This is a genomic window from Acinetobacter towneri (assembly GCF_017498585.1).
GTDB lineage: Bacteria > Pseudomonadota > Gammaproteobacteria > Pseudomonadales > Moraxellaceae > Acinetobacter > Acinetobacter towneri.
In genome coordinates this window covers 2,316,351-2,335,048 of sequence record NZ_CP071766.1, presented here as the reverse complement: position 1 = coordinate 2,335,048, position 18,698 = coordinate 2,316,351, and the positions used below count along the sequence as shown (strand labels likewise).

The 18,698-nt window shown below is 40.0% G+C and carries 19 protein-coding genes; 11 read left to right on the top strand and 8 right to left on the bottom strand.

Annotated features, from left to right (window positions below):
* The first annotated feature begins 83 nt into the window (after nucleotides 1–83).
* Entirely contained in the window at nucleotides 84–1,925 is a 1,842-nt protein-coding gene (locus J4G44_RS11295) for a sensor domain-containing diguanylate cyclase (RefSeq protein ID WP_373683410.1), read from the top strand.
* 24 nt (nucleotides 1,926–1,949) lie between these two features.
* On the opposite strand, the gene J4G44_RS11290 is transcribed toward J4G44_RS11295, so the two are convergent.
* Nucleotides 1,950–2,270, bottom strand: a complete 321-nt coding sequence (locus tag J4G44_RS11290; RefSeq protein ID WP_180072521.1) for a thioredoxin family protein — start codon at nucleotides 2,268–2,270, stop codon at nucleotides 1,950–1,952.
* Between the two features lie 152 nt (nucleotides 2,271–2,422).
* Here J4G44_RS11290 and J4G44_RS11285 point away from each other — a divergent pair, with 152 nt between their 5' ends.
* The 3 genes from J4G44_RS11285 (at nucleotide 2,423) to J4G44_RS11275 (ending at nucleotide 4,719) form a co-directional block, all read left to right on the top strand.
* Nucleotides 2,423–3,415 carry an NAD(P)H-quinone oxidoreductase gene (locus J4G44_RS11285; protein ID WP_180044388.1) on the top strand — a complete coding sequence of 331 codons (993 nt, stop codon included), beginning with the start codon at nucleotides 2,423–2,425 and terminating at the stop codon, nucleotides 3,413–3,415.
* 303 nt (nucleotides 3,416–3,718) lie between these two features.
* Nucleotides 3,719–3,898 carry a hypothetical protein gene (locus tag J4G44_RS11280; RefSeq protein WP_096901477.1) on the top strand — a complete coding sequence of 60 codons (180 nt, stop codon included), beginning with the start codon at nucleotides 3,719–3,721 and terminating at the stop codon, nucleotides 3,896–3,898.
* 314 nt (nucleotides 3,899–4,212) lie between these two features.
* On the top strand, nucleotides 4,213–4,719 hold the full coding sequence (locus J4G44_RS11275) for a hypothetical protein (protein ID WP_004977287.1): 507 nt from the start codon (nucleotides 4,213–4,215) through the stop codon (nucleotides 4,717–4,719).
* 132 nt (nucleotides 4,720–4,851) lie between these two features.
* Here J4G44_RS11275 and paeA read toward each other — a convergent pair whose 3' ends face one another.
* Complete coding sequence (gene paeA / locus J4G44_RS11270; protein ID WP_104852324.1) at nucleotides 4,852–6,180, bottom strand: polyamine export protein PaeA; 1,329 nt, start codon at nucleotides 6,178–6,180, stop codon at nucleotides 4,852–4,854.
* Between the two features lie 137 nt (nucleotides 6,181–6,317).
* Nucleotides 6,318–7,307: a LysR family transcriptional regulator gene (locus J4G44_RS11265; RefSeq protein WP_004977282.1), complete on the bottom strand. Its 990-nt coding sequence runs from the start codon at nucleotides 7,305–7,307 to the stop codon at nucleotides 6,318–6,320.
* Between the two features lie 645 nt (nucleotides 7,308–7,952).
* On the opposite strand from J4G44_RS11265, the gene J4G44_RS11260 reads away from it, so the two are divergent.
* Nucleotides 7,953–9,554, top strand: a complete 1,602-nt coding sequence (locus tag J4G44_RS11260; RefSeq protein WP_180044386.1) for an isocitrate lyase — start codon at nucleotides 7,953–7,955, stop codon at nucleotides 9,552–9,554.
* Nucleotides 9,555–9,694: 140 nt separating this feature from the next.
* On the opposite strand, the gene J4G44_RS11255 is transcribed toward J4G44_RS11260, so the two are convergent.
* Entirely contained in the window at nucleotides 9,695–10,525 is an 831-nt protein-coding gene (locus J4G44_RS11255) for a copper resistance protein NlpE N-terminal domain-containing protein (protein WP_207973664.1), read from the bottom strand.
* 356 nt (nucleotides 10,526–10,881) lie between these two features.
* On the opposite strand from J4G44_RS11255, the gene J4G44_RS11250 reads away from it, so the two are divergent.
* Nucleotides 10,882–11,508: a 1-acyl-sn-glycerol-3-phosphate acyltransferase gene (locus J4G44_RS11250; protein WP_104852321.1), complete on the top strand. Its 627-nt coding sequence runs from the start codon at nucleotides 10,882–10,884 to the stop codon at nucleotides 11,506–11,508.
* Nucleotides 11,509–11,555: 47 nt separating this feature from the next.
* Here J4G44_RS11250 and ykgO read toward each other — a convergent pair whose 3' ends face one another.
* The 3 genes from ykgO to mrdA all read right to left on the bottom strand — a co-directional run bounded on the left by ykgO (nucleotide 11,556) and on the right by mrdA (nucleotide 14,435).
* On the bottom strand, nucleotides 11,556–11,678 hold the full coding sequence (gene ykgO, locus J4G44_RS11245; protein ID WP_026438469.1) for a type B 50S ribosomal protein L36: 123 nt from the start codon (nucleotides 11,676–11,678) through the stop codon (nucleotides 11,556–11,558).
* Between the two features lie 105 nt (nucleotides 11,679–11,783).
* The gene (gene rsmD / locus J4G44_RS11240) at nucleotides 11,784–12,341 is read right to left on the bottom strand and encodes a 16S rRNA (guanine(966)-N(2))-methyltransferase RsmD (protein ID WP_004970724.1); all 558 of its coding nucleotides are present in this window, start codon (nucleotides 12,339–12,341) and stop codon (nucleotides 11,784–11,786) included.
* 3 nt (nucleotides 12,342–12,344) lie between these two features.
* Nucleotides 12,345–14,435, bottom strand: coding sequence for a penicillin-binding protein 2 (gene mrdA, locus J4G44_RS11235; protein ID WP_207973663.1), 2,091 nt, complete (start codon nucleotides 14,433–14,435; stop codon nucleotides 12,345–12,347).
* Between the two features lie 254 nt (nucleotides 14,436–14,689).
* On the opposite strand from mrdA, the gene J4G44_RS11230 reads away from it, so the two are divergent.
* From J4G44_RS11230 to J4G44_RS11210, 5 genes are all read left to right on the top strand, one after another.
* On the top strand, nucleotides 14,690–15,208 hold the full coding sequence (locus tag J4G44_RS11230; RefSeq protein WP_004970721.1) for a hypothetical protein: 519 nt from the start codon (nucleotides 14,690–14,692) through the stop codon (nucleotides 15,206–15,208).
* A 63-nt stretch (nucleotides 15,209–15,271) separates the two neighbouring features.
* The gene (locus J4G44_RS11225) at nucleotides 15,272–16,588 is read left to right on the top strand and encodes a DUF445 domain-containing protein (protein ID WP_167846149.1); all 1,317 of its coding nucleotides are present in this window, start codon (nucleotides 15,272–15,274) and stop codon (nucleotides 16,586–16,588) included.
* Between the two features lie 81 nt (nucleotides 16,589–16,669).
* Nucleotides 16,670–17,329 (top strand): adenylate kinase, encoded by a 660-nt coding sequence (gene adk / locus J4G44_RS11220; protein WP_004970717.1) that lies wholly within the window; start codon nucleotides 16,670–16,672, stop codon nucleotides 17,327–17,329.
* 128 nt (nucleotides 17,330–17,457) lie between these two features.
* Nucleotides 17,458–17,661, top strand: a complete 204-nt coding sequence (locus J4G44_RS11215; protein WP_004970716.1) for a hypothetical protein — start codon at nucleotides 17,458–17,460, stop codon at nucleotides 17,659–17,661.
* Between the two features lie 59 nt (nucleotides 17,662–17,720).
* Nucleotides 17,721–17,918: a hypothetical protein gene (locus tag J4G44_RS11210; protein ID WP_207973970.1), complete on the top strand. Its 198-nt coding sequence runs from the start codon at nucleotides 17,721–17,723 to the stop codon at nucleotides 17,916–17,918.
* A gap of 71 nt (nucleotides 17,919–17,989) precedes the next feature.
* Here J4G44_RS11210 and nth read toward each other — a convergent pair whose 3' ends face one another.
* Complete coding sequence (gene nth / locus J4G44_RS11205; protein WP_154321249.1) at nucleotides 17,990–18,679, bottom strand: endonuclease III; 690 nt, start codon at nucleotides 18,677–18,679, stop codon at nucleotides 17,990–17,992.
* Nucleotides 18,680–18,698 lie beyond the last annotated feature (19 nt).

The window sequence follows — 18,698 nt, the reverse complement described above, 5'->3', positions numbered from 1 at the left end:
TTTTTTACTTCAAATTTAGTGCAAGAACGATTAGATTAAAAAATAAGCATAATAGGACGTTTGCGTTTTTGAATTTCACTCGGATGTGGCACAAGTGTGCATTTCTCTTCTTAATTTTACTGTGCAGTGTACTCACACCACCGCGTGTGTTGGCGCAGTATGAGTCTGCACCTGAATCTTACTATCTACATCAACAACTGCTCAATTCTGTTCAATTTACTGAAGATCAATCGAGTATTTTGACTGGGCGATGGTTGTTTTATCCGCAACAATTGATTCAAGAACCCAGTGCGGTACTGGCATCGAATACCGTTGAATTGCCTGCTTCATTTGAAGATTTAATGGGCAATGCCAATACTTACGGCACTTTTATTGGGCACTTTCAAATTCCAAAAGAATTTCTAGGCAGACGTATTGCGATTTGGATTCCCAACCAATATGGCGCCTATCGGGTATTTTTAAATGGCGATCCACTGGTGCGTGTTGGCACAGTCGGTGCAGATGCGAGTAGTCACCAAACCGAAAATGCCCCACGAATTGCATATTTTGTTCCTGAAAGTGAATATTTTACCCTGACCATTCAAGCGTCTAGCTTTCAGAGCTTGCAAGGTGGTTTAAAAAATCCAATGAAAATTGGTTTAAGTCGCACCATCAATCAACAGTATCAGCGTTTGATGATGAGTATTGCCATGATTTGTGGGGCAGTACTTGGTATTGGTTTGTTTACCTTGATGTTTTCGGCATTTAGTCTTGCAAATGGTGGAAAGACCAAGCGTATTTTTATTTTCGGCATTTTTATTGTTTTTCTGGCATTACACAATTTATTTTCTGCACCCTATGCCTATACCACTTTCCTGAATTTAAGTTGGTCTTGGGGAATAAGACTCGAATATTTATTTAGTTTTTTAGCGATTTTATTTTTCCTGAGTTATATGTTTTTGCTCAGTTCGCGCTATTTGCATCGTTGGGTATATAGCGCGGCAATGCTGTTATTGAGCTTTAATATTGGGGTGACGCTGTGGGCAGAACCCACTATTTTTCAGCAGTTGGCATTTTATAGTTCTTTTTTCTTTGTGCTGATTTTGGCAAATTTTGCTTATGGATTTTATCAAACCCTGCATTCAGGAGAGCATTATTCTAGAATCAATTTTTGGGCAGTAATTATTCTGTGTGGCACATTTATTCATGATTTTTTATTAATGCTGAATTTGGTCAATTCCATTCATTTATCTTTTATTTCGACCAGTGTTTATGCATTGCTCATCATGTTTCAGCAGGCACGAAATTATGCCTACCATAACTTACGCATTGAACGCTTGAACCAAAAACTGATTCATTTAAACAGCTCGTTAGATTTAAAAGTGCAGGAACGCACTGAACAACTCAGTCTTTTGAATGAAAAACTGGAAATACAGATTAAAACCGATGCATTAACAGGGGCATATAATCGCCGTGCATTAAATGAAGAAATTCAGCGTTTGTATTTTGAAACCTTGCAAAATAAGCGACATATTTTGGTCTTTGCGATGCTCGATGTCGATTATTTTAAAAAATACAATGATCATTATGGGCACTTAAAAGGCGATCAAATTCTGCAAAACCTAGTTAAAGTTTTACAAGATACTTTGCCTAAAAATGCGTTTGTGGCACGTTATGGGGGTGAAGAATTTGCCATTTTACTGCACGATATTCCGCAACCTGCGATTGCACCACTCATGCAAAAGGTCTTGCAGGCTGTGCGTGATGCAGCTTTTGAGCATGTGGCACGAGAAGACTATAAACAATATGTGACTTTAAGTATTGGTGTAGCGTGGATGACCCGCGCACAAGCATATACGCACGTGGATGATTTTATGAAAGCCGCAGATGCACATTTGTATCGAGCCAAACATGCAGGACGAGATCAGGTGCTCATTCAGACTTAATATGTTGTAGCGACTCTACATGAGTTAAAGATAACTTTGAATTTTTTGTTGGAGTTGTGCGATAGAAACATTGCTCGACAGTCGTTCAACAATTTGCCCATCTTTAAAAATCAGAGTGGTCGGTAAACCAAAGACTTGATAACGCAAAGTTAAAATTGGAGATTGATCGACATTCACTTTGCCAAACTTTACCGAAGCATCAAAAAGTTGGGCAAGCTGCTCAAAAAATGGTGCATTTTGAACACAAGGCGTACACCACGTCGCATAAAAACGAATCACCGCAACGCCTGTTTCATATTCAAACTCACGGTAATTATTTTCGTTGTATTCCACAATTTCTGACATCACATACTCTTTAATCATAAATAAAAATTTAATCACGCATGAAACACCACGGCATGAGAATTATACCTAAGTTAATCTGGGTTTTAATGCTTTGCTGTTTTATGTTCAAATAGTCAGAATTCATATCAGCATCAAACAATCAGGGATTTGCCATGACACAAAACACAATGCAGCAGATTATTATTACAGAACCAGGTGGCCCAGAAAAATTAGCCTATGAAACGGTTGCAATACCTGAGCCACAAGCCAATGAGGTTTTGGTCAAAGTACATGCTTTTGGTTTGAATCGTCCTGATATTTTACAGCGTCAGGGTCTGTATCCTATGCCTAAAGGCGTGACGCCAGTGCCAGGTTTAGAAGTAGCAGGTGAAGTAGTTGCTGTGGGTGCAGATGTTAGCCAATTTAAAGTTGGTGATGCAGTGTGTGGCTTAACCAATGGTGGTGGTTATGCAGAATATTGTGTTGTACCAGAAAGCCAGACTTTGACAATTCCAACAGGTGTCAGTTTTGTACAAGCCGCTGCGATACCTGAAACATTTTTTACTGTGTGGGCCAATGTATTCCAAATGGGTAAAGCCAAAGCAGGTGAAACGGCGCTGATTCATGGTGGAACCAGTGGTATTGGTACAACTGCTTTAATGCTGTGCAATGCCTTAGGTTTAAAAACCTTTGCAACCGTAGGTTCAGATGAAAAAGTACAAGCAATTTCACATCTCACCACAGCAATTAATTACAAGACACAAGATTTTGAACAAGTGATTAATGCAGCGACAGACAATGCTGGGGTCGATGTCATTTTAGATATTGTTGGTGCGCCGTATTTGGAACGTAATTTAAACTTATTACGTCGTGATGGTCGCTTGGTGTATATCGCATTCTTAGGTGGTGCAAAAGCCAAAGAAGTAAAACTTGGTCAAATTATGATGAAGCGTCTTACCATTACGGGTTCGACCATGCGCGCCCGCAATACTGCAGAAAAAGCTGAAATTACCAAAGGCTTGCAAGAGATTGTTTGGCCATTGTTAGCAAAAGGCGAATGTCTGCCAATGATTTATAAAACTTTCCAGTTTGATCAAATTCAACAAGCACATGCCGAAATGGATACAGGTGAGCATGTGGGCAAAGTAGTGGTGGAAGTGATTTAAAGACTCAAAATTTAAAATCAGCCCGCATAAAAAACTGACCGAGTGTCAGTTTTTTATGCATATTTTTATAGAAGATTTTAACAAAGATTTTTTGAATCTTTTTTAGCAATTATTTTAATCATAATTACATAAATATTCCTTTAAACTACAATTTAACACAATAAAATTTTTCCAAATAGTCAAATATTAAGGAGGTGTAGGACACACCCTGTCAATAATAGAGCTTATCTTTATATTCATTGAATTCATTCTCAAGATAACAAAATGGTTCATGTAAAATAATTTGATAGAGAGAGCAGGCTTATGAAAATTTTATCTGCATATACGCCAAAACACAGTCTACGTGCATTAAAACGGTTACACAAAAATATTGTTCGTCAGCAAATCAATGTTCGGAACTTAAATAAAATGTATCATGCGATGCTACATTTAGAACGCTATATTGACCGCCTCGATCATGATAAACGCGAAAACTTGTATTAAGTGTAAAGAGCAACCTGTTAATTATTTTTTACTAAAAAGTACAAGTGAGTTGAAAAGTTAAACCTGTTATTTATTGGATTATTCATTTGAAATAACGGGTTTTAAATAGACGGTAAAATTCAGGAGAAAAACTAAGGGAACAATAAGAAATTTAAAATAAACAAGGACGATCAAAGCTGAAAGATCAATTTTAAACTGCTGCACTGTAATAGGTGCAGCACTGCCTTGTGTGAACAATTGCTTCGGAATGTGTCGAGCTTTTAGCTAAATTGTGCGAAAATAGCGTTTTGCTATTTTTTGTCCAAGGGCAGTACATGATTGACCAATCTCCTGAATCATTAAGTGATATCGAAATACTCGACATTTTGCAGTCTATGAAAAGTGATGAGCTAGACACAGAGGCAAAAGAAATTATCCGTAATGGTGGGAAAGCAGGTCGTCAGGAAGCGCATAAAGCAGCGTTGGTGGCATTGAATCAGTCATTCGAAAGCAAATTTGTAGAAGCAGTAAGTTTGGCTTTGCAGTTAAACGAAGCGCAAATGAAAAAAATCCGTTATAAAAAAGACCGTGTACGTATTTTAAAAGCACGTGGCATTGATTATTTAGCCATTGATGGCACAGAAACTGCACAAGTATTGGCTCAGGTTGCACAAGCGATTGTGCGTGAAGATGCTGTGGTGACGCATGATTTGCACAACATTTTTCCTTTCTGGAAAGAGGGCTGGCCGATGGTGCAATTCGACAATGTCTATAAAATTCTAGCTGAAGATATTGCGATTCACTATCAAGCGGTATTAGATGAATTGATCAGCAAATATTAAATAGATATTCAGCTAAATTTCAGAAGTATCAGTTCAGATTTAAAAAAGCACCACTTCATTTTGATGTGGTGCTTTTTTGTGAATGCGAGAAAATGTAGATGCAATCAGGCTGAACGAATACAAGGAATCTCACTATCCATCTGCTTCAGTGTTGTTTTGTATTTCCTGCGTTTCTACAATTCGTGTCACTAAAAGTTGGTCAATTTTAAAATGATCGACGTCGACCACTTCAAATTTATAACCATCAAAAAGTACAGAGTCGGCAGGACGCGGGATTTTACGTAGCTTATACATCATAAAACCTGCAATGGTTTCATAATTTTCATCATCTGGCATTTCATCAATTTGCAGCGCGTGTTTAATGTCTTCAATTGGTGTACTGCCATCAATCAGCCAAGAATTGTTATCACGTTTAATGATTTGCTGATCTTCTTCAATAGGTGTTACCCAATCGCCCATCACAGTAATCATAATATCAGACAGGGTAATCACGCCCACAACCAAAGCATATTCATTAATCACCACGGCAAATTTTTCTTTGGTCGAGCGGAAACGATCTAAGACTTCAGACAGCGTGAGTGTATCTGGAATGGTCAATACATTGCGGATGGTGCTTTCATTCAGTTGCAGTAAAGATTGATTATTGAGGATTCTGACCAGAATATCTTTGGCATCGACATAGCCAATAACATCATCAATATTTTCGCTACAGACCAAAAATTTGGAATAAGGATATTCTGCAAGTTTTTGACGAATACTGGCTTCAGATTCCTTTAGGGTAAAAAACACCACATTTTCACGTGTAGTCATACTCGAAGGCACGTTACGTTCTTCAAGTTCAAACACGTTTTCAATAAAGTGATGTTCCTGCTTTTGTAAAACACCTGCTTGAGCGCCTGCATCCATGACTGCAGAAATATCATCAAATGTAATATTGTCTTCGCGCGTGGTATTTACTTTAAATAAACGGAACAGCACGTTGGCAATCGCATTAATCATCCATGCCAAAGGCTTGCATATCCGAATAAAAATTTGAATCGGATTAATCACCGATACCGCAATTTTTTCAGGGGCGATCATTGCCAAACGCTTAGGCATTAGGTCGGCAAATAAAATAAACAGCGAAGTCACTAAGGTAAATGACAAGGCAAAACTAAGCGTTTCAGCCCATGGTCCTTGATAGAAGCGAACAACTAAGTTGTAAAAATAAGGACGGAATGCGCCTTCACCTAAAATACCACCTAAAATGGCAACTGCGTTTAAGCCAATTTGTGAGGCAGCAAAAAAATCAGCTGAGTTTTCTTGTAGGTCTAAAACTTTTTGGGCACGTTCATCGCCTGATTCGGCTAGAATTTTCAGTTTAACTTTACGTGCACCAGCCAACGCAATTTCAGTCAGCGATAAAAAACCAGCTCCGACAATGAGGATGAGGATAATAACAATATTCTGGAAGAGGCTCACGAATCCACCTGTGGATTATATTATTTTAAATATAACAATTTGAATCTTTATTAAATCATGATTAAACAATGAGGAATATCGAAATATTCCTCATCTGAGTATAAGCGTTTGTGCCAATAAGTTCAGTGAATTTTTAATTAATAGGCTGAAAATTGAGAGTTATTCAGTAAAAACTCACGGTTTTCTTCTTCAATCATTTGGCGCGCTACATATAAAATCAATTGGCGTAACCAACGGTGTGCAGGGTGATGATGTAACAACGGACACCATGCCATCTTTAATTCAAATTCTGGAATATAAAATGGTGGGTCTTTAATCAGTAAGCTTTGGCTTTTGGCTTGTAAGCGCGCAATACGTGTAGGTAAGGTTGCGACTAAATCTACATTAGACGCGAGTAGTGCAGGCATTTGATAATGACGGGTAAACACCGAAATTTTACGTTTTTGTCCAATACGCTCTAAAGCTTGATCAATCCAACCCAGTCCCGCTTGTTTCTCTGGATTCACACCAAAACCAACGCCCATACCTGTTTTAGAAACCCAAATATGTTGTGCATCTAAGTAGCTTTTTAAATTCAGGTTATTGGCAGCAGGGTGTTTGTGATTGAGCAGGCAAGAAAAACTATCACGCCAAACTAAAACCTGATGGAAACTTTGTGGAATTTCATTAAAACGGTTAATCGCCAAATCGACTTTACCTTGTTCCATGTCGCGATAAGACACATCACTCGGGGTTAAAAAGTCTAATACCACATTAGGTGCTTCAGAGCGTAAAGCTTTAACCAAGCGTGGGACTAATGTGGCTTCTGCGTAATCGGAGGTCATAATCCGAAATACACGATTTGAAGTATAAGGGCGGAACTCAGTACGCGGCTCCAAAATCATAGAAAGGTCAGATAAGGCATCGCGGATACGCGGTTGTAATTCTAAGGCACGTTCAGTTGGCGTCATGCCTTCAGAAGAACGAATTAGCAGGGGATCATTAAATAAATTGCGCAAACGACGTAAAATGTTACTCATCGCAGGTTGGGTAACGCCCAATTGTTCTGCAGCACGGGTTACATTTTTTTCACGAAGTAAGACGTCAAGATAAATTAATAGATTAAGATCAACCCGCTCCAGATTCATAAAATAAATACCGAAAATAAAATCACTAAATTATTGGAATTATGCCATAAGCCGTAAGGCTTGTGTATAAATTATGATGAAAAAATCGACGAGATAAACAGCAAAAAATCTGAATAAAAACAGCCAGCCCCATCATTATTTCCTAAAGAAATGTAGGTTGCCTAGTACTGCATCTATACTTTTTAATCTTAAATGCAAAAACACTTAAAAGCATTGGCAGAACTGATAGCAGATTCTATTTTGTATGAAACTTATGCACTTACATTGCGCTGAAAAGCAGCAAAATTTTGCTAAAAAATGGCAGAAATCGCCAATGCAAGCATTTTTTATGAAATGCAAGACTTAAGTCTAATGCAGAAAATATCGGCACAGAGATGAATTTGTAAGCAAAGATATTTGATTGATTTTCTAAATAAGGTTTCTAAAATCAATAGGTTGTGTTTTTATTGTTTTTGTGAATTAAGACTTTGATCTATACATTTTTTTAAAAAATACCGAGAATTACACGAGAATATTGGATTAATTCATTCAGTCACTCTACTCTGTATTCATCGTAACGAAGTGCTCTAAATCTGAGCAATCAAGCATAAGCGCGATTTAGCCTTCGATTGATAAATCCTAAATAATATTACAGGGTACAATATCATGACTACATACCAAACAGCGATTGATGCAATCCGCGAATTAAAAGCAAAATTCGGCAACACTTGGGCAGACATCAGTCCTGAAGATGCTGCGCGTATGCAAATGCAAAACCGTTTCAAAACTGGTTTAGATATTGCTAAATATACAGCTGCGATTATGCGTCGTGATATGGCTGCTTATGATGCTGATTCAAGCAAATACACTCAATCTTTAGGTTGCTGGCACGGTTTTGTTGCGCAACAAAAAATGATTGCGAACAAAAAATACTTCGGTACTACTGAACGCCGTTATATCTACCTTTCTGGTTGGATGGTTGCTGCACTTCGTTCAGAATTCGGTCCACTTCCTGACCAATCTATGCACGAAAAAACTTCTGTTCCTGCATTGATCGAAGAAATCTACACATTCTTACGTCAAGCTGACGCAAAAGAATTAAACGATTTGTTCCGCGCACTTAAAAAAGCACAAGACGCTGGTGATACTGCTAAAGCTGCTGAAATCACTGCTCAAATCGACAACTTTGAAACTCACGTTGTGCCAATCATTGCGGACATCGACGCTGGTTTCGGTAACGAAGAAGCAACTTACTTATTAGCTAAGAAAATGATCGAAGCGGGTGCATGTGCACTTCAAATCGAAAACCAAGTTTCTGACGCGAAACAATGTGGTCACCAAGCTGGTAAAGTAACTGTTCCACACGAAGACTTCATCGCTAAAATCCACGCGTTACGTTATGCGTTCTTAGAAATGGGTCTTGACGACGGTATCATCGTTGCACGTACTGACTCTGAAGGCGCTGACTTAACTCAAAAAATCCCAGTAGTTAAAGAGCCAGGCGACATCGCTTCTCAATACATCAGCTACTTAGACACTCAAGAAATTGACATCTCTGAAGCGAAAGAAGACGAAATCCTAATCAAGCGTGATGGTAAATTACACCGTCCTAAGCGTTTAGCTTCTGGCTTGTACCAGTTCCGTGAAGGCACTCAAATTGACCGCGTTGTACTTGACTGTGTAACTAGCTTACAAAACGGTGCTGACCTTCTTTGGATCGAAACTGCGACTCCAAACGTAGAAGAAATCGCTCACATGGTTAACCGTGTACGTGAAGTTGTGCCAAATGCGAAACTTGTTTACAACAACTCTCCATCATTCAACTGGACACTGAACTTCCGTCAACAAGCGTACGACCGTTGGGTTGCTGAAGGTAAAGACGTATCTGCATACGACCGCGCTAAATTAATGAGCGCTGAGTACGACGATTCTGAATTGGCTGCTGAAGCTGACGAAAAAGTACGTACATTCCAAGCAGACGCTTCTCGTGAAGCAGGCGTGTTCCACCACTTGATCACTCTGCCTACTTACCACACAGCTGCTCTTTCTACTCACGAGCTTGCTCAAGGTTACTTCGGTTCTGAAGGTATGTTGGCTTATGTTGCTGGCGTACAACGTAAAGAAATCCGCGGTGGTATCGCTTGTGTGAAACACCAAGCAATGGCTGGTTCTGACATCGGTGACGACCACAAAGAAATCTTCGCTGGTGACAACGCGCTTAAAGCGGGTGACGATGCGAAAAACACAATGAACCAATTCAACGCGTAATCGCTTGATGGTTTAAAAGAAAACCCTGCTGATGCAGGGTTTTTTTATGGCTGTAGAAAAATCAAAGAATTCTGAAACACTTTTTAAGAAATAACTTTAAAGTGAAGTTTCTTTATTTATGAAAATTCAGCAGCTGTAACCTATTTAATTTTGATCACATCTGCCTGTACAGAAGCAGGGTAATGGAAAGACACCTTAATCCATTGTTTTTGTTGTGTAGGAATCGGTTCTAAAAATTGCGGATCGACTACAGCAGCATATTCCTGATATTGCTGATCGACCAAAACCAAGTCATTGGCATGTAATTGTAATGCTTGATCAGATTGATTGTGAATTGCCAGAAAATAATCGTGTGCCATCACAGGGTCGTTTAATTCTTTGACCTCAACATTTTGTACGTGTTCAGCCTGAATATCGACATGCTTCAGGGCATTACTGACTTGCATATTTTCTACAGGATGTAAGAAAACCTGAGTTTCATTTTTCTGTTGATTTTGTGTCTTTTTCTGATTGTATAAGCTGAATTGAAGACCGTGAGCTGTGAGTTGAATACGTGCATAGGCTTGCCCATTTTCTGTATTGAGCAACCATTCATTTGCCGTGTTTTGCGATGGGTGTTGGTTCTGTTTGTCTTGCTGATTGTTGCCCTGAGCAGCTTGAATCGTTCCCGCCACTTGGTTTTCGCGCTGGCGCTGTTTCGAGCGTTTAATGTCGCTGAGTTGAAAGGTTTGATCATCATTCAGGCGTAAATGAATCACATGCTGTTCACAGTTGTCACAAGGCAATAAGGCTCTAAAGTTACCTGTAGTTTGTCCTGTCCATGAAGTTGCTGAATTTTGAACTTCAGTTTTGGGCGTAATTTGTGGCTCAGAAGGCAAAGCGGATTGATATTCCCTGCTTGGATCAGTTGATCCGCAAGCTACTAAAAATAAGCTAAGTGTACTGAGTGCAATCGGATAACGATTCAGCATAAATGTTCTAAACTTCAAACTTGTCTTGCTGCCACCTTAAACTTTCACCTTGTATCTGAAAAGCCAATTTGTCTTATTTTTAATGAAGATTTGTAGCAAATCATAACAAGCCCGATGTTTTAAAGTTTTAAGTTTCACTTCAAGGATTACATCGGATTAGACCGTAAAAAACTCAGCAAACTGTGCGTAAATTTATATATTTACCATTTTAAACTTGCTTGAATCTAGCAATGAATAAGCGCAAAAACAGTATGATTTTGCATGGAATGACAAAAATAAGATGAGTGCAGGAAATTTTTATACATTTATAAAGTATTTGTTTATTTATTCGTCGTTTTAGACTTTTGTATTTGTCGATGCTTGCTAAAATTCGCACACTTTATTTGGGGTATGCGGTTGTGTTTGAAAAGTTAGCTGAGCGAAGCTTAAATTTAATGGGTTGGGAAATCGACAATCATTGTCCGTTGGAATTAGACCAATATGTGATGATTGCTGCACCGCATACCAGTAATTGGGATGCCTTATATGCACGCTTAGGGCTTAAAGCTTTGGGCGTTAATGTTCGCTTGACCATTAAAGACAGCTATATGAAATTGCCGTTTGGGCCATTTGTCCGTGCGATGGGAGGTATTGGTATAGACCGTCGTCCGAAAGCACCAGGCGAAGCACGACCTAGTATGGTTCAGCTCATGACGGACTTATTTAAAAACCATCCTAAATTGGTGATGTTGGTGACGCCTGAAGCCACACGTGCGCGTCAAGAACAATGGAAAACAGGTTTTTATCATGTTGCGTTAAATGCAGGTGTGCCAATTGCTTTGGCGTATATGGATTACGCAAAAAAGAAAACGGGTGTGGGAAAAATTGTGCATCCAACCGGTGATTTTGAAAAAGATATGGCTGAAATCATGGCATTTTATGCGCAGGTTCAAGCAAAATTTCCTGAAAGTTTTAGTGTCGATACACGTTACTATTCAGAATAAGCACACTATTTCAGTGTAATAATCTATCAAAACTAAAAGACAGGGGATTATCCCTGTCTTGCTTTAAAACGTGGATTGGATTTGCAAATCACAAATAATTTGCCACGACGTTTCACAATTTGACAATCGGCACGCGATTTTGCACTTTTTAAAGATGAACGAACTTTCATGAAGATAAACACCACAATATGTAATGTTATAATATTACACTAATAGATGACTCTTGAAAAGTGTCGATAGTCATAAAATTACCGCGTATCTTTTAAGGAGAAAATTTAAACAACAATCTTTTGGTATAAGCCCGCACGTACAGTTCCCGCTTTGCTCTCTTTAACTTTTTGCCAAGTCTGCGGTAATTTTAACAGGTTTAAATCACGATCTGCTTCAACATAAATCAGACCTTGTGCCGCAATGAGTGGATCAGCCAACCCTGCCAATTCTTCCCATAAATCTAAACTATAAGGCGGGTCTAAAAATACCAAATCAAACTGATCTTTTAGTGTCGCCAAAGCATGTTGTGCGGTAGAAACTTTTAATTGTGCTTTGCTTTTATTGACGCGTAATAATTCTAAATTTTGCTGTAAAAACTGTGCTTGTGTACGGTTTGGCTCAATCATGACCACGTGTGCCGCACCGCGAGACAGGGCTTCAAAAGCTAAAGCGCCCGAACCTGAACAGAGGTCTAACACTTTGGCGTTTTGCACATCCCACATTAGCCAGTTGAATAAGGTTTCGCGCACTCGGTCGGGCGTAGGGCGTAATCCCTCAATTGAAGCAAAAGCCAACTGACGACGTTTCCATTCTCCACCAATAATGCGTAGTTGATTTTTCATGGCTTAGTCGCTCTCAATTGGGTTAGTGGGTACAACTGCTGTTGGCGCAGTTGCAGGTGGATTGGTTGGAGCTGAACTCGGAGTAGTTTGCGAAGGATTTGGGTTGAGCGCAGGGTGATTGGTTGCTGTATTCGGATTATTCACGTTATTCGTATTTGGTGCAGTAGATGAAGGGACTTCACCACTTGGCAATTCACTTGGTTTTAAACCTGCAGTCATTAAGCCACCACTCACTTGTGCGGCAGATGGACGAATTGGCTTTTTATTTTTATTCAGTAACCAATAGTCTAAAATTGGACGCGCCAAAGCCGTTGCTGCAGAACCACCGCGACCATTTTCTAGAATGATGGCAATTGCGATTTCAGGGTTTTCGGCAGGAGCGAAGCCAACAAATAAACCGTGGTCAAGCTGACGGTCGCTCAATAAGGCTTCGTTATAGCGTTTACCTTGCGCAATACTTTTAACCTGTGCTGTACCTGTTTTACCTGCAACTGAATATTGCAAGCCGCCTTTAATCCCTTTACCTGTACCTGATTGAATCACATCAACCATGGCATCACGCATTTTAATCCAGTCTTCTTCTGTGCCGTTAAAGTCAATTTTTCCGTTGGTACCATTGTGAACTTTAAATGGTTTCGCGCCACGACTTTCACGTAACACGTGCGGTGTGACTTTAAATCCTTTGTTGGCGGTGATGGCGGTGGCCATTGCTAATTGCAATGGTGTCGAGGTAAATGCACCCTGACCAATACTGACGGAAATTGTTTCACCTTTCATCCATTTGGCTTTGCGCGTACGCATTTTCCAGTCTGGGTTTGGGTAGAGTCCTGTGCTTTCACTTGGTAAATCGACCCCAGTTTTTTCACTAAAGCCAAATTGACGCATCCAGTCGTTCATTTTTTCAATGCCCATGCGATACGACAATACATAGAAGTAGGTATCACACGACACGACTTGAGCTTTGTGCATATCGACAATGCCATGACCAGTTTTTTTATGGTCACGGAAACGGTGGCTGTCGCCTGGTAAAGTGAAATAACCATAATCCTGAATGGCGGTTTTCCAGTCGACATAGCCATAATGAATACCGCCTAAACCAAACATCGGCTTAATGGTAGAACCCGGTGGATAAACACCTTGTACTGCACGGTTATAGAGTGGTTGATCTAAATTATCGCGTAAGGCAGAGTAGTCGGTATGGCTAATACCTGTGACAAATAAGTTAGGGTTAAAACTCGGACTGGAGACTAAAGCTAAAATTTCACCTGTACGTGGGTCAAGTGCCACAATTGCACCACGGCGTTCTGCCAGTTGTTCAGAGGCGACCACTTGCAAGCCATAATCCAATGACAAAAACAAATCATTGCCACGTACAGGGTCTTTACGTCCTAAATTGCGCAGCACATTACCATGTGCATCGGCTTCTACAGATTCGTTGCCGGGTACGCCATGTAGCAAGTGCTCATACGATTTCTCCACCCCAATTTTGCCAATCAAGTTGGTGCCTGCATAAGCATCTTTGTCAATTTCTTTCAGTTCTTTGTCGTTAATGCGCCCGACATAACCAATCACGTGCGCAAATAAGTCACCATGCGGATAGTAACGTGTCATCTGGGTTTCAATATTGACCCCAGGGAACTGAAATTTAACTTCACTAAAACGGGCAATATCCGATTCATTTAAATTCAGCTTGATCGATACACGTTCAGTTTTACGTGAAGTTTTAATCCGACTTTTAAAGCGATCGATATCTTCTTCTGTCAGTTGTAAAACAGGTGTCAGTCGCGCAATGGTATCGTCAATATCTTCAACATCTGCACGGCTTAAAGTGGCTGAGAACACAGGGTAGTTATCTGCCAATAACACACCATTGCGGTCATAAATATAACCACGTGCAGGTGCGAGTGGTTGTAGCCGAATTCGGTTTTTATCTGATGCAGTCGCAAATTCATCGTAGCCGCTAATTTGTAAAAAGGCATAACGAGCCACCAACAGCAGCAAGAAAAAAACCACAACACCCACCGAAAAAAAGATGCGATTGCGAAAAATACGCTTCTCTTGCTGAGCATTTTTTAACGGATAGTGTTGTTTCATACAAAAATTGGCTTAACAAAAATGAGGGAGAACGAATTTGGACTATTCTAACGCATCTATTGGCAATTTTGAGTAACCATGTTTGACTGAATTGCCCGATTTAACCTAGAAGATGGGCGCAATCTTAATTTTTGACTTTAGCGACATCAAAATTGTAATTTGCTGTATATAAGAATCCTGACAATTCTGCTAGAGTCAAAACACGAAAACAGGACTGTTTTTAAAATTAAAACAAATGGACACTGGTGACAATAATGACAAAAGTCTATTCTTTCGTGGCATTACTTGCCTTTTCAAGTTTTAGCTTTGCTGGGAACACTACTTTTTTACCTGAAGCAAAAATTAGCGCAGATAGCGCAAAAACCTGGAATGTAGGGGCGGGTATTACCCAAAAATTACTGCATTTGAATGGTGAATGGGTCAATCCTTATGGCATTGCCTATCTAAAAGCGGGGGCTTTTTTAAATGGTGACCATGAAGTCGGTGGGCAAACAGGTTTTCGTTACCCATACCACCTCACAGGTAAAGACAAAAATGGTTATTATATTGGCGCTTACGCAGGACACCTAGAATCTAAATGGGTGGATGGTGAAGAAAAAGCGCGTTTAGGTGCAGGCATTGATCTGGCTTATGTATTACTGAGCCCTGAACGCATCAGTAGCTTTAGTGTTGGCATTGGCGCAGGTGAAAAATTGGAAGATCGACAAGGGCGAGTGATTGCGGAAACTGAGCCTAGACTACAATTTTCCTATACGCTCAGTATGGGTTTGTAGTCAGAATAGTGACTTTTAACTACTTTAGAATCTTGTAATTAGAACTAAATATGGAAAAAATGCATGCTTGAGTACGTCAATCAGTTGTGGCAAACCTTTTTGAATCGTCCAGATTTTTGGGCCGTGCTCAGTATTATTCCTGTGACTGCTTTTGTGACTTGGGCGCACGTGTGGATGGCACTAAAAATGGTGTTCTATCCAATTAGCTTTTGGGGCTTTCACCTTGGGCCTATTCCTGTGGGATGGCAGGGGATTGTACCGCGTAAAGCAGGGCGTATTTCAGGCATCATTACCGATAACACATTGTCAAAATTAGGTTCATTGCGTGAGTTTCTCAATGCTATGGACCCTGACGATATGGCGCGTATTATTGGTGAGCAAGTGGGTTTTGAACTTGAGCACTTAATTGATGAGGTCATGTTAGACCGCAATGCTGTGCTTTGGGAAAACCTACCGTATTCGATTAAACGCCGTATTTACGCACAGGCGCATAAACAATTGCCAGGTGTGCTGCGTGAATTGGTGACTGAACTGACCTTGAATGTTGAATCCTTGGTGGATATGCGTGAAATGGTGGTCAGCCAAATGGAAGGTGATCGCCGCTTAATGGTGCGTATGTTCCTAAAAGTCGGTCAAAAAGAAATTAACTTTATTTGGCATATCAGTGCATTGATTGGGATGTTCTTTGGTATTTTCCAAATGATTGTTTGGTTTCTTGTACCATGGCACTGGACGGTTCCATTTTGGGCGGCAATTTGGGGCTTCTTGACCAACTGGATTGCGATTTGGATGGTATTTAACCCAGTCGAACCACATTACGTGAAATATCCGCAGTTCTTTAAATTGACTGAAAATCGTCAATTTCCATGGATTAAGCCAGTGATTCCACGCATTGGGACTTATAATATTCAGGGTGCGTTCATGAAACGCCAAGAAGAAGTCTCGGATGTGTTTGCAACGGTAGTCACAGAAGATCTGATTACGTTAAAATCGATTATGACTGAAATGATGTATGGCAGTAAAAAAGACAAAACCCGCCGTATTGTCAAACGCCACATCAACGAAATTATGGAAACACCATTGGTTCGTACCTCTTTACAGTTGTCTTTGGGGCCAAAAGAGTATGCCAAACTCAAGACTGACTTGATTGATCGTTCGATTGAAATTACGATGGTGCCTGTATGCGACCCTGCCTTTAATGCGAGCCGTGCACAGAAAATTTATCAAATGTTCAGAGATCGTATTCGTGAACTGACGCCAAAAGAATTCCAGAATCTCTTGCGTCCTGCCTTTCAGGAAGATGAGTGGATTTTAATTGTCTTGGGTGGTGTAACTGGTTTTATTGCTGGTTTAATACATTTGTTTGTCGCTTTCTTATAAGAGGATGCTGGCTGCGTAAAGGGCGATGGCTCTGATATGCAACGAGTGTCAAATACATTGTTAAAATGAGGATGTTTTTTTATGCGCATTATCTTACTCGGACCACCTGGAGCAGGTAAAGGTACACAAGCTCAGTTGATCTGTAAGCGCTACAATATCCCACAAATTTCAACCGGTGATATGCTCCGTGCTGCAATTCGTGAAGGTACTGAATTAGGTCTACAAGCCAAAAGCGTCATGGACGGTGGCGGTTTGGTATCTGATGAACTGATCATTGGCTTAGTGAAAGAGCGTATTGCGCAGCCAGATTGCGTGAATGGTTGTATTTTTGATGGTTTCCCTCGCACTATTCCACAAGCTGAAGCCTTGGAAAGCGAAGGCATCAATATCGACCACGTGATTGAAATTGATGTTGCAGACGAAGAAATCGTACAACGTTTGTCTGGTCGTCGTCAGCACCCTGCATCTGGTCGTATTTATCACCTTGTTTACAATCCACCAAAAGTGGAAGGTAAAGATGACGAAACTGGCGAAGATTTGGTTCAACGTCCAGATGACCAAGAAGAAACCATTCGTAAGCGTTTAAAAGCGTATCACTCAGAAACTGAGCAATTGGTTGGCTTCTATCAAGGTCGTGCTGCTTCTGGTGAAAATGCACCAAGCTATAACAAATTGAATGGTCTTCGTCCAATTGAAGAAGTTCAAGCAGATTTGTTTGCTATTTTAGACCAAGCAAAATAAGTCTAGGTCTTAGACCAAGTCTGTTTAAAAGAAAATAAAATCGTTTAAACAGGCTGCTTGTTTTGACTTTAAAAGAGTCCTGATTCATATTAGGGCTCTTTTTATTTGTTTCAGTTTGGGAGAGTGCTTTGCAACATGCTGCTGTGATCATCATGTTATTGGCAAGTATTGCCGTTTTAGGCTTTCTTGTTTTTGTGAGCTATAAGTTGTTGCGCAACACACAAGCTCAGAATTCGGCTGAAAAAAAATCAGGCAAGCACTATCAATTGCATCCGAAACTTAAACAACAGCAAGAGCAACAACGTCAGTCTGAAGATTCTCAGGATAAATAAACCATCACACATCTGCAAAAGATTGCAATTTTAAATTTGGGCAGTTTTTATAAAACCTTATGAAAAAGAATAAAATTCTAATAATAATTCTTGTGGTTGGTATTATTACTTTAGGTATTGTAATTTTTATAAAATCTCAAGCAGTTACAGAGGCAAAAAGATTAGGTAACGGTGAAAATACCAACCATGAAGAAACAAGTTCATCTCTGTACAATCTTGTGCATAGATTGCACAGTTATCCACACGATTTTGGATGATCCACATTGCTTTGATGATCTAGCTTGTCATCAATAAGTTTAGATCACTTTGCAAAAGTCTACCGAAGCACTTACTTAGATATGGGCGCGTGATGAATTTCATGCAGCGTAGTATGACGATGTGCACCAAATTCAAAGCGATCAGGCCAGTTACACACATCTGACACCACACATTCAGCGCATTTAGGCTTACGCGCAATACAACAATAACGGCCATGTAAAATTAGCCAGTGATGCGAGTCAATTAAAAATTCTTTAGGAATGACTTTAATCAAACGGTGTTCGACTTCTAAAACATTTTTACCTACAGCTAAACCTGTGCGGTTACCTAAGCGGAAAATATGCGTATCGACCGCCATGGTTGGCTGTCCAAATGCGGTATTTAACACCACATTGGCAGTTTTGCGTCCCACGCCGGGCAAGGCTTCTAAATCGGCACGATTATCAGGCACGATGCTGCCGTGTTTTTCGATGAGAATTTTGCAGGTTTTAATGACATTTTCTGCTTTGGAATTATACAGCCCGATGGTTTTAATATATTCTTTTAAACCTTCCACACCTAAGGCATAAATCGCTTCGGGAGTATTGGCAACAGGAAACAGTTTGTCGGTGGCTTTATTGACGCTGACATCGGTCGCTTGTGCAGATAAGGTCACCGCTATCAGCAATTCAAATGGATTGGAAAAATTCAGTTCAGTGGTCGGATTTGGACGTTGGTCACGTAAGCGCTCAAAAAAAGTCTGAATTTGCTTTTTGGTCATATTTTTAGACGGCTTTTCT

Bases quoted from the DNA above. Each gene is read 5' to 3' on its own strand.
- J4G44_RS11295 (WP_373683410.1), top strand. From the start codon at position 84: ATGTGGCACAAGTGTGCATTTCTCTTCTTAATTTTACTGTGCAGTGTA.
- J4G44_RS11290 (WP_180072521.1), bottom strand. From the start codon at position 2,270: ATGTCAGAAATTGTGGAATACAACGAAAATAATTACCGTGAGTTTGAA.
- J4G44_RS11285 (WP_180044388.1), top strand. From the start codon at position 2,423: ATGACACAAAACACAATGCAGCAGATTATTATTACAGAACCAGGTGGC.
- J4G44_RS11280 (WP_096901477.1), top strand. From the start codon at position 3,719: ATGAAAATTTTATCTGCATATACGCCAAAACACAGTCTACGTGCATTA.
- J4G44_RS11275 (WP_004977287.1), top strand. From the start codon at position 4,213: ATGATTGACCAATCTCCTGAATCATTAAGTGATATCGAAATACTCGAC.
- J4G44_RS11265 (WP_004977282.1), bottom strand. From the start codon at position 7,307: ATGAATCTGGAGCGGGTTGATCTTAATCTATTAATTTATCTTGACGTC.
- J4G44_RS11260 (WP_180044386.1), top strand. From the start codon at position 7,953: ATGACTACATACCAAACAGCGATTGATGCAATCCGCGAATTAAAAGCA.
- J4G44_RS11255 (WP_207973664.1), bottom strand. From the start codon at position 10,525: ATGCTGAATCGTTATCCGATTGCACTCAGTACACTTAGCTTATTTTTA.
- J4G44_RS11250 (WP_104852321.1), top strand. From the start codon at position 10,882: ATGCTTGCTAAAATTCGCACACTTTATTTGGGGTATGCGGTTGTGTTT.
- ykgO (WP_026438469.1), bottom strand. From the start codon at position 11,678: ATGAAAGTTCGTTCATCTTTAAAAAGTGCAAAATCGCGTGCCGATTGT.
- rsmD (WP_004970724.1), bottom strand. From the start codon at position 12,341: ATGAAAAATCAACTACGCATTATTGGTGGAGAATGGAAACGTCGTCAG.
- mrdA (WP_207973663.1), bottom strand. From the start codon at position 14,435: ATGAAACAACACTATCCGTTAAAAAATGCTCAGCAAGAGAAGCGTATT.
- J4G44_RS11230 (WP_004970721.1), top strand. From the start codon at position 14,690: ATGACAAAAGTCTATTCTTTCGTGGCATTACTTGCCTTTTCAAGTTTT.
- J4G44_RS11225 (WP_167846149.1), top strand. From the start codon at position 15,272: ATGCTTGAGTACGTCAATCAGTTGTGGCAAACCTTTTTGAATCGTCCA.
- adk (WP_004970717.1), top strand. From the start codon at position 16,670: ATGCGCATTATCTTACTCGGACCACCTGGAGCAGGTAAAGGTACACAA.
- J4G44_RS11210 (WP_207973970.1), top strand. From the start codon at position 17,721: ATGAAAAAGAATAAAATTCTAATAATAATTCTTGTGGTTGGTATTATT.
- nth (WP_154321249.1), bottom strand. From the start codon at position 18,679: ATGACCAAAAAGCAAATTCAGACTTTTTTTGAGCGCTTACGTGACCAA.